Below are 9013 nucleotides of genomic sequence, written 5' to 3' on the forward strand. Positions count from 1 at the left end.
AAAGCTCCATTGCCTCGTTCACGGGCAACCAGATCGCCCTGTGGCCCGGCTCTGTGGGCGCGCAGATCGGGCGTATGGGGCGCGCCAGATAAATCGTGCAAAGTTTCTCGGCCCAAAGGTCATAGTCCGGCATGTAGCAAAACCGCCGAAACGCCCCCAGCCGCTTTTCAACCTGTATGCGCCAGCCGGTTTCCTCGATCACCTCGCGATGCAGGGCGGCGATCGGCTGCTCGCCGGGGTCAATGCCGCCGCCGGGCAGTTGAAACTCCGGCAAGGGAGCCTGCTGGAAGGTGGTCAGGATCTGATCCCCTTGCAGAAGCAAGGCGTAAACTCCGGGACGCCGCCGGTATTTCTGCCCTGCGCGCACCGTTTCACCAAATCGACGTATCATCCCTTGGGCCCCGAACTTGCCGCGCCTATATGATCGCGGTATGCCAAGACTGGCACGTTCAGGAAACCCCTCATGACCATCGGTTCGCAAATCGCCTGGGACGATACCGTCCTGCCGTTTCAACTTGACGCCGCGGATATTCGCGGGCGCATCGCACGGCTGGATGGCGTGCTGGATCAGGTGCTGAAGCAGCACGCCTATCCGCCGCAGATCGAGGCATTGGTCTGCGAAGCGGCGCTGTTGACCGCGCTGATCGGTCAGACGATCAAACTGCGCTGGCGGCTTTCGCTGCAAATTCGCGGCACCGGCGCGGTGAAGATGGTCGCGACCGACTATTACGGCCCGACCGAAGATGGGCAGCCTGCGCGCATTCGCGCCTATGCGCATTTCGAGCCTGAACAATTGCAAGCCGCTGAAAAGCCGTATGATCTGCTGGGGCAGGGTTATTTTGTCATCGTGATTGATCAGGGCCAGGGGATGACTCCCTATCAGGGAATCACCCCGCTCTCGGGCAATTCTCTGGCCGATTGCGCGCAAACCTATTTCGCGCAATCCGAACAGCTGCCGACGCGCTTTGCCCTGACCTATGGCCGCAGTCAGGCTCCGGGCGGGCAGCCGCATTGGCGCGCCGGGGGCGTGATGATCCAGCACATGCCCAAAGCCTCGCCCTTCGTGGCAGAGGGGGGCGGTTCGGGTGAGGGTGGTCTGCTGGAATCGGCTGACATCCTGCAAGGTGAAGAAAACGAAAACTGGAACCGGATCAATTTCTTGCTGGAAACGGTCGAGGAGATGGAGTTGATCGGCCCCTCGGTGGCGCCGACCGATCTTCTGGTGCGGCTGTTCCATGAAGAGCAGCCCCGCGTCTATGACGCGCAACCGGTGCGGTTCGGGTGTTCCTGTTCGGCCGAGAAGGTGCGGTCCTCGATGTCGATTTATTCGCAGAAAGACCTGCGCCATATGACGACGCCAGAGGGGATCGTGACCGCCGATTGCCAGTTCTGCGGCGCGCATTATGAGTTCGATCCGCTGACCCTCGGCTTTGACGCGCCGAAATCGCATGACGAGGCCTGAGGCCCTTCTGCGCGCGCTGTCCGGGCATGGCCCGGACAGTTCCGACTATGATCTCAACCCGGAATTTTCGTTACCTTCCGGGCAGTTGCTGCGCCCGGCGGCGGTTTTGATCGCCATTTGCGAGCGGCCTGAGGGCCCTTCGGTCTTGCTGACCAAGCGCGCCTCGGGGTTGAAGCATCATCCGGGGCAGATCGCTTTTCCGGGCGGCAAGATCGACGAAACCGACCCCACGCCCGAGGCGGCGGCGCTGCGCGAGGCGCAAGAGGAGGTTGGGCTGAGCCCCGCCTTGGTGCAGGTTCTGGGGCGGCTTCCAAGTCACGAAACGGTAACGGGATATACCGTTTCCCCGATCCTTGCGCATGTCCCGGCCCGCTTCACCCCGCGCGCCGAGGCGGGCGAGGTGGAGGAAGTGTTTCACGTTCCGCTGGCCCATGTGGCCGATCTTGGCAAGTTCCGGGTCGAGCAGCGCATGTGGCGCGGGCAATGGCGGCGCTACTATGCCGTGCCCTATGGCCCCTATTACATCTGGGGCGCGACGGCGCGGATGCTGCGCGCGTTGGCGGAGCGCTTGGCATGAAGGTTTCGGGTTCATGGATGGCCCATCCCGCCACTCAAGGGGTTTGCGCGGCGTTGGTCGCCGCGGGGTATCGGGCGCTGTTTGTGGGCGGCTGCGTGCGCAATGCGCTGCTCAACGTGCCGGTTGCGGATGTGGATATTGCGACCGATGCCTTGCCCGAAACCGTCTCGACGATAGCAGAAAATGCCGGTTACAAGGTGCTCCCCACCGGGATTGACCATGGCACGGTGACGGTGGTCGCGGGCGGAATCGCGCATGAGGTGACCACCTTCCGCCGCGATGTGGAAACCGATGGGCGCCGGGCAGTCGTCGCTTTTTCGACCCGGATCGAGGAAGACGCGATGCGCCGCGACTTCACCATGAATGCACTTTATGCCGAGGCGGATGGCACGGTGATCGACCCGCTGGGCGGCTTGCCTGACCTGCTGGCCCGACGCCTGCGCTTTGTGGGGCAGGCAGAGGCGCGCATCCGTGAGGATTATCTGCGCATTTTGCGATTCTTCCGGTTTCACGCCTGGTATGGCGATGCCTCCGAGGGGATAGACCCGGAGGGTCTGGCGGCCTGTGCCGCGCTTTCGGCAGGGATCGAGACGCTGTCCCCGGAACGCGTCGGCGCCGAGATGCGCAAACTATTGGCCGCGCCGGACCCCGGCCCCAGCCTTGCCGCCATGGCGCAGGCGGGTGTTCTGGCGCGGGTTTTGCCCGGCGCGGAGGCGCGTGCTGTGCCGGTTCTGGTGCATCTGGAGGCGGCGCGCCCGCCGCATTGGCTGCGCCGTCTGGCCGTATTGGGGGGCGAAGATCCGACCGACCTCTGGCGCTTGTCGCGGGCAGAAAGCCGCGATTTCGGCAAGGTTAGAGACGCTTTGCACGAGGATCTGAGCCCTGCTGCGCTGGGCTGGAAACTTGGCTCGCTGGCCGAGCATGTGATGCTGGCGCGGGCGGCGATGATCGGCATGGCGCCGCCCGGGGGCTGGGAGCAGGAAGTGGCGCGCGGGCAATCTGCGGTGTTCCCGGTGACGGCTGCCGATCTGATGCCGGGCTTGCAAGGCCCGGCGCTGGGCGCGCGTCTCAAGGCGCTGGAAGCGCAGTGGCTGCAATCAAACCTGCGGGCCACAAAGGAAACTCTGCTGGGCTGAACTTTTCCTTCCGGTCAAAAGGCCCTATATCTGACACCTGTTTGATCAGAGGCCTTCCCCATGTTCCGGTTTTTTGAAGGGCTGGTTGACCCGTATCAGCCCTATGCGCGCAGCAACACGCCGCCTCGCCAGCTCTGGCCGTTCTTGAAGGATTACATCCGGCCTTTCCGCAAGGTTTTTGCGGCGACCGGGGTGCTTTCGGTCGTCGCGGCCTCGCTCGATGTGGCGATGATCTGGTATGTCGGGCGGCTGGTCGATCTGCTGGCGCAGGGGACGCCTGCGCAGGTCTGGGCCGATTACGGCGCCGAGATCATCGCGGTTGGCCTGTTCGTGCTGATCCTCCGGCCCGTGCTGATCGTCTCTAATGTCGCACTTTTGCACAATACGATCCTGCCCAATTTCGGCACGATGATCCGGTTTCGGGCGCATGACCATGTGTTGCGCCAGCCAGTCGGGTGGTTCGAGGGCGATTTCGCCGGGCGGATTGCCAGCCGGGTGATGCAGACCCCGCCCGCCGCCGGGGATGCGGTGTTTCAGACCTTTGACGCGGTGGCTTTTGCCAGTGTCACGGTGGTGGGGGCGGCGATCATGCTGGCCGAGGCCGACCCGCGGCTGTTGCTGCCGATGCTGATCTGGCTGGGGCTTTATGCGGCGCTGGTGCGCTGGACGCTGCGGCGGGCCGGCCCTGCGGCCATGGCCAGCTCGAATGCACGGTCGGCGGTGACGGGGCGGGTGGTGGATGCCTATTCCAACATCCATTCGGTGAAGCTGTTCGCCCATCACGATCTGGAAATGCGCCATGCCACCGAGGCGATCGAACATGCCCGCACGACCTTTCAGAAGGAAATGCGCATCATCACCAAGATGGATCTGGCGCTGACCGTGTTGAACGGTTTCCTGATTGTTGCGGTGACGGGTTGGGCGGTTTTGCTGTGGTATCAGGGGGCTGCCACTGTGGGCACGGTGGCTGCGGCCACGGCTTTGGTGCTGCGGCTGAACAACATGACCTATTGGATCATGTGGGCCACCACGGGTCTGGTGCAGGCGCTGGGCATTGTGCAGGAGGGGATGGAGACCATCGCGCAGCCCATTGGTCTGGTGGACGCGCCGCAGGCCAAGCCCTTGGTGTTGCGCCAGGGCGAGCTGCGCTTTGAGAGGGTCTCGCATCATTATGGCCGTGGCAGCGGGGGCTTGCGCGATGTCACGCTGACCCTGCGCCCCGGCGAGCGGCTGGGGGTGGTGGGGCGCTCGGGTGCGGGGAAATCGACCCTGGTGAAGCTGCTTCTGCGGTTTTACGATCCCGAAGGGGGGCGCATCCTGATCGACGGACAGGATATTGCGCAGGTGACGCAGGACAGCCTGCGGCGCGAGATCGGCATGGTGCAGCAGGATTCCAGCCTGTTGCACCGCTCGGTGCGCGAAAACATTCTCTATGGCCGCCCAAATGCCTCTGAGGAGGAGATGATGGCTGCGGCCAGACGGGCCGAGGCGCATGAGTTCATCCTGACGCTGGAAGACCCGGAAGGCCGCAAGGGCTATGACGCCCATGTGGGCGAGCGGGGGGTGAAGCTTTCGGGGGGCCAGCGGCAGCGGATCGGGATTGCGCGGGTGATCCTGAAGGATGCGCCGATCCTGATCCTGGACGAGGCGACCAGCGCGCTGGACAGCGAGGTGGAAGCGGCGATTCAGGAGGCGCTTTATGGCGTGATGCAGGGCAAGACGGTGATCGCAATTGCGCACCGGCTTTCCACGCTGGCGGCGATGGACCGGATCGTGGTGCTGGAAGATGGCGCGATTGCAGAAGATGGCAGCCATGCCGAATTGCTGGCGCGGGGCGGGCTTTATGCCCGGTTCTGGGCGCGGCAATCCGGCGGGTTCATCGGAACCGAGGAGGAGGAGGCGTGAGGCTGACGCAAAGCCTGGGCGGGTTGATCGACGCCTTCCGCCCCGCCGAGGGGCCGCCGCCGCAGCAGTTGGGGGCGTTTTTCCGCTGGTGTTTGCGCGGGGCATGGGGGCCGCTGATCCTCGCGGGCCTCATCTCGTCGCTGGCGGGCACGACCGAGGTGGTGTCTTCGGTCATTCTGGGCTGGGTGATTGACGCGGCGGTGCAGGATGGGCCGGCGGGGTTCTTTGCGCAGAATGCGTCTCTGTTACTGCTGTTTCTGGCGTTCTACCTGCTGCTTCGGCCCTTGGCCTTCGGCGCTTCGGCGGCGTCGAACTCGATCATCGTGGGGCCGAATGTGATGCCGCTGGTCCTCAGCCGCTTGCATCGCTGGACGCTGGGGCAGGCAGTCACGTTTTTCGACAACGATTTCGCGGGCCGGATCGCGCAAAAGCAGATGCAGGCGGCGCGGGCGGTGACGGATACCGCGACCGAGGTGATCAACACGGTCTGTTTCGCGCTGGCCTCGGTGATCGGCTCGGCGGTGTTTCTGATTGCGATTGATGCGCGCATTGCGCTGGCGATGATGCTGTGGCTGGGGGCCTATCTGGCGCTGATCCGGTTCTTCTTGCCCAAGGTGAAGGCCAATTCCGCGGCCCGGGCGGCGGCGCGGGCGATGGTTTCGGGGCAGGTGGTGGATACCATCACCAATATCAAGACGGTCAAGCTGTTTGCCCATGCTGCGTTTGAGGACCGCGTGGCGCTGCAAAGCATGCAGGTTTTCCGCGAGCGTAGTCTCGAATTCGGAGCGATTTCCACCTGGTTCCGCTATTCGCTGATGACGCTGGCGGGGGTATTGCCGGTGTTGCTGATCGGCAGCACGGTCTGGCTGTGGCAGCAGGGGCAGGCGACGCCCGGTGACATCGCGGCGGCGGGCGCGGTGGCGATGCGGATCGCGCAGATGACCGGCTGGGTGAGTTTCACCTTGATGAGTGTTTATACCAGCATTGGCGAGGTGGAGGACGGCATGCGCACGCTGGCGCAGCCGCATGTTCTGGCCGATGCACCGGGGGCGATTACCCTGCCGCGCGTGGCTGGCGCGATTGCCTATGGGGGCGCGGGCTTTGCCTATGGGCGGCGCAAGGGCGGCATTCAGGATCTGACGCTGCGCATTGCTGCGGGCGAAAAGATCGGCATTGTCGGGGCCTCTGGTGCGGGAAAATCGACCCTCGTAAGCCTGCTTTTGCGGCTCTATGACTGCGAAAAGGGCTCGGTTTCGGTGGATGGTCATGATGTGCGCAGCGTGACGCAGGAAAGCCTGCGCCGCCAGATCGGCATGGTCACGCAGGAAACCGCGATGTTCAACCGCTCGGCCCGGGACAATATCGCCTATGGCCGCCCTGACGCGAGCGAGGCCGAGATCATCGCGGCGGCGCAGGCGGCAGAGGCGCATGAGTTCATCATGGCGATGGAGGATCACGCGGGCCGCAAAGGCTATGACGCCTATCTGGGCGAGCGCGGGGTGAAGCTGTCGGGCGGGCAGCGGCAGCGCATCGCCTTGGCGCGCGCCTTCCTCAAGGATGCGCCGATCCTGGTGCTGGACGAGGCGACCAGCGCGCTGGACAGCGAGGTGGAGGCCAGCATCCAAAGCGCGCTGGACAAGGTGATGCAGGGCAAGACGGTGCTGGCCATCGCGCACCGTCTATCGACCATCGCGGCGATGGATCGCATCATCGTGCTGGATCAGGGCCGGATCGTCGAGGAGGGCAGCCATGAGGCGCTGCTGGCGAAAGGGGGGCTTTACGCGCGCTACTGGAACAGGCAATCGGGGGGCTTCATCGTCACCGAAGAGGCAGCGGAATGAAACTGACCATCGCCCGGCTGGGCCATCATGGCGACGGCATTTCCGAGGGGCCGGAAGGCCCGATCTATGTGCCGGGCACGCTGCCGGGTGAGGAGGTCGAGGGCGAGCTGCGCAAGGATGTGCTGGAGGGGGTGAAGATCGTCACGCCCTCGACGGAGCGGGTGAAGCCTGCATGCAGCCATGCCAAGACCTGCGGCGGCTGTCTGATGCAGCATGCCCGCGATGGCATGGTGGCGGATTGGAAGCTGGGCATCGTGCGGGGGGCGCTGGCCGGGCAGGGCTTGGACGGCGAGATGCGGCCCATCCTGACCTCGCAGCCCCGATCACGGCGCCGGGCCACGCTGGCGGCGCGGCGCACCAAGACCGGCACGCTGATCGGCTTTCACGCGCGCGGGTCGGAAACCATCATTCCGGTGCCGAATTGCCAGTTGCTGCACCCTGATCTGATGGCGGCGATGCCGGCGCTGGAGGCGCTGGTGCTGGCGGGCGGCTCGCGCACGGCCGAGCTGGGCCTGACGGTGACGCGCACGCTGGCCGGGCCGGAGGTTGTGGTGGTGGGCGGCAAGCCGCTGGATGGCGAGCTGCGGCTGAACCTCGCGCGGGTGGCCGAGGCGCATGGCCTGTCGCGCCTGACCTGGGGCGCGGGGCGCGATCAGGAGGTGGTGGCGCTGCGCGCCGCGCCGATGCAGCCCTTTGGCCGAGCAAGGGTGGCACCGCCGCCCGGTGCCTTCTTGCAGGCGACGGCAGAGGGCGAGGCCGCGCTGTTGCAATCTGTGCGCGAGGCCGTGGGCAAGGCCAGCCGCATCACCGATCTGTTTGCCGGTGCGGGCACGTTCAGCCTGCCTTTGGCCGAACAGGCCGAAGTGCATGCGGTGGAGGGCGAAGCGGCGATGATGGCCGCGCTGGACAAGGGCTGGCGCATGGCCGAGGGGCTGCGCCGGGTCGTTTGCGAAACGCGCGACTTGTTCCGCCGCCCGCTGGAGCCGGATGAATTCAAGGGCGTGGAGGCGGTGGTGATCGACCCGCCGCGCGCGGGCGCCGAGGCGCAGGTGGCAACGCTGGCGCGCAGCAAGGTGCCGGTGATTGCGATGGTGTCTTGCAACCCGGTGACCTTTGCGCGCGATGCCAAGGTGCTGATCGCGGGCGGCTATCATCTGGACTGGGTGCAGGTGGTGGACCAGTTCCGCTGGTCGTCCCATGTGGAGCTGGTGGGGCGGTTCAGCCGCTGACGGCGCCACCGCTCACGAAAATGCGACCATCCCCGCCCTCGCCCCCCGCTTTGCACCCTATGCAGGCGGCGCGAAACTCGGTATGGGGCAGAAAAACAATGACGGGCAGTTCCATGGCAATCCTGCGTGTGTTTCTGGTGGTCGCACTGGCCTTTGGCCTGGCCGCGTGCGGCGGTGGCAAGTTCAGATCGTATCACGGGCCGAAGGTCACCTCGATTCAGGTGCATAAGGCGGATCGCAAGATGTATCTGCTGCACAAGGACAAGGTGCTGGAGGAATATGACATCGCGCTTGGCTTTGCTCCGCAAGGCCACAAGCAGTTCGAGGGCGATGGCAAGACGCCGGAGGGGGTGTATTTCATCACCCATCACAACCCGAAAAGCCGCTATCACCTGTCGGTGGGGATTTCCTATCCCAATGAGACCGACCGCGCCTTTGCCGAGACTCAGGGCAAAAGCCCCGGCGGTGACATCATGATCCATGGTCGCACCGACTATAAGGGCACGAATGAGGGCGACTGGACGGCGGGCTGCATCGCGGTGAAGGATCGCGAGATGGAGCAGATCTATGCCATGGTGACAGCGCGCACCCCCATCGTGATCATGCCCTGAACCGTGCGCCGCGCCAGAGATGACAAAGGGCCCCTCAGGGCCCTTTTTTCTTGGCAAGCTGTGGGGGCAAGGGTCTGGGGGTGGGCCTTACTGGCCCACGATCCCATCCATTTCAGAGCTGACGGTGCGGCCAAGCGCGGTGGTCGTCACATTGGCGATCGGGCCGCGGTTGCGGTCGCCAAGCGCGAGGGTCCACCAGATCTTGCCGCCCGGCTCCTGATACCAGCCAAAGCCCAGCTCGTTGGCGGCCGG

8 protein-coding genes are annotated in these 9013 nt (G+C 64.9%); 7 read left to right on the forward strand and 1 reads right to left on the reverse strand.

Annotated features, from left to right (window positions below):
- Nucleotides 1-391: NUDIX hydrolase (locus JNN06_RS14560; protein WP_291240319.1), on the reverse strand; the 391-nt coding region annotated here is incomplete at its 3' end.
- 72 nt (nucleotides 392-463) lie between these two features.
- Here JNN06_RS14560 and JNN06_RS14565 point away from each other — a divergent pair.
- The 7 genes from JNN06_RS14565 to JNN06_RS14595 all read left to right on the forward strand — a co-directional run bounded on the left by JNN06_RS14565 (nucleotide 464) and on the right by JNN06_RS14595 (nucleotide 8761).
- Nucleotides 464-1462, forward strand: a complete 999-nt coding sequence (locus JNN06_RS14565; protein ID WP_291240320.1) for an Hsp33 family molecular chaperone HslO — start codon at nucleotides 464-466, stop codon at nucleotides 1460-1462.
- The gene (locus JNN06_RS14570) at nucleotides 1449-2039 is read left to right on the forward strand and encodes a CoA pyrophosphatase (RefSeq protein ID WP_291240321.1); all 591 of its coding nucleotides are present in this window, start codon (nucleotides 1449-1451) and stop codon (nucleotides 2037-2039) included. The genes JNN06_RS14565 and JNN06_RS14570 overlap by 14 nt, the downstream gene beginning before the upstream one ends.
- Nucleotides 2036-3175 (forward strand): CCA tRNA nucleotidyltransferase, encoded by a 1140-nt coding sequence (locus JNN06_RS14575; protein ID WP_291240322.1) that lies wholly within the window; start codon nucleotides 2036-2038, stop codon nucleotides 3173-3175. Before JNN06_RS14570 ends, JNN06_RS14575 begins: the two co-directional genes overlap by 4 nt.
- A 60-nt stretch (nucleotides 3176-3235) precedes the next feature.
- Nucleotides 3236-5080 (forward strand): ABC transporter ATP-binding protein, encoded by a 1845-nt coding sequence (locus JNN06_RS14580; protein ID WP_291240323.1) that lies wholly within the window; start codon nucleotides 3236-3238, stop codon nucleotides 5078-5080.
- Complete coding sequence (locus JNN06_RS14585) at nucleotides 5077-6921, forward strand: ABC transporter ATP-binding protein (protein ID WP_291240324.1); 1845 nt, start codon at nucleotides 5077-5079, stop codon at nucleotides 6919-6921. The genes JNN06_RS14580 and JNN06_RS14585 overlap by 4 nt, the downstream gene beginning before the upstream one ends.
- Nucleotides 6918-8150 carry a class I SAM-dependent RNA methyltransferase gene (locus tag JNN06_RS14590; RefSeq protein ID WP_291240325.1) on the forward strand — a complete coding sequence of 411 codons (1233 nt, stop codon included), beginning with the start codon at nucleotides 6918-6920 and terminating at the stop codon, nucleotides 8148-8150. The genes JNN06_RS14585 and JNN06_RS14590 overlap by 4 nt, the downstream gene beginning before the upstream one ends.
- 113 nt (nucleotides 8151-8263) lie before the next feature.
- A complete protein-coding gene (locus JNN06_RS14595) occupies nucleotides 8264-8761 on the forward strand; it encodes a L,D-transpeptidase family protein (RefSeq protein WP_291240326.1) in 498 nt (165 codons plus the stop codon).
- Nucleotides 8762-9013: the final 252 nt, after the last annotated feature.

Source organism: Gemmobacter sp. (assembly GCF_016792925.1).
Classification (GTDB): domain Bacteria; phylum Pseudomonadota; class Alphaproteobacteria; order Rhodobacterales; family Rhodobacteraceae; genus Gemmobacter.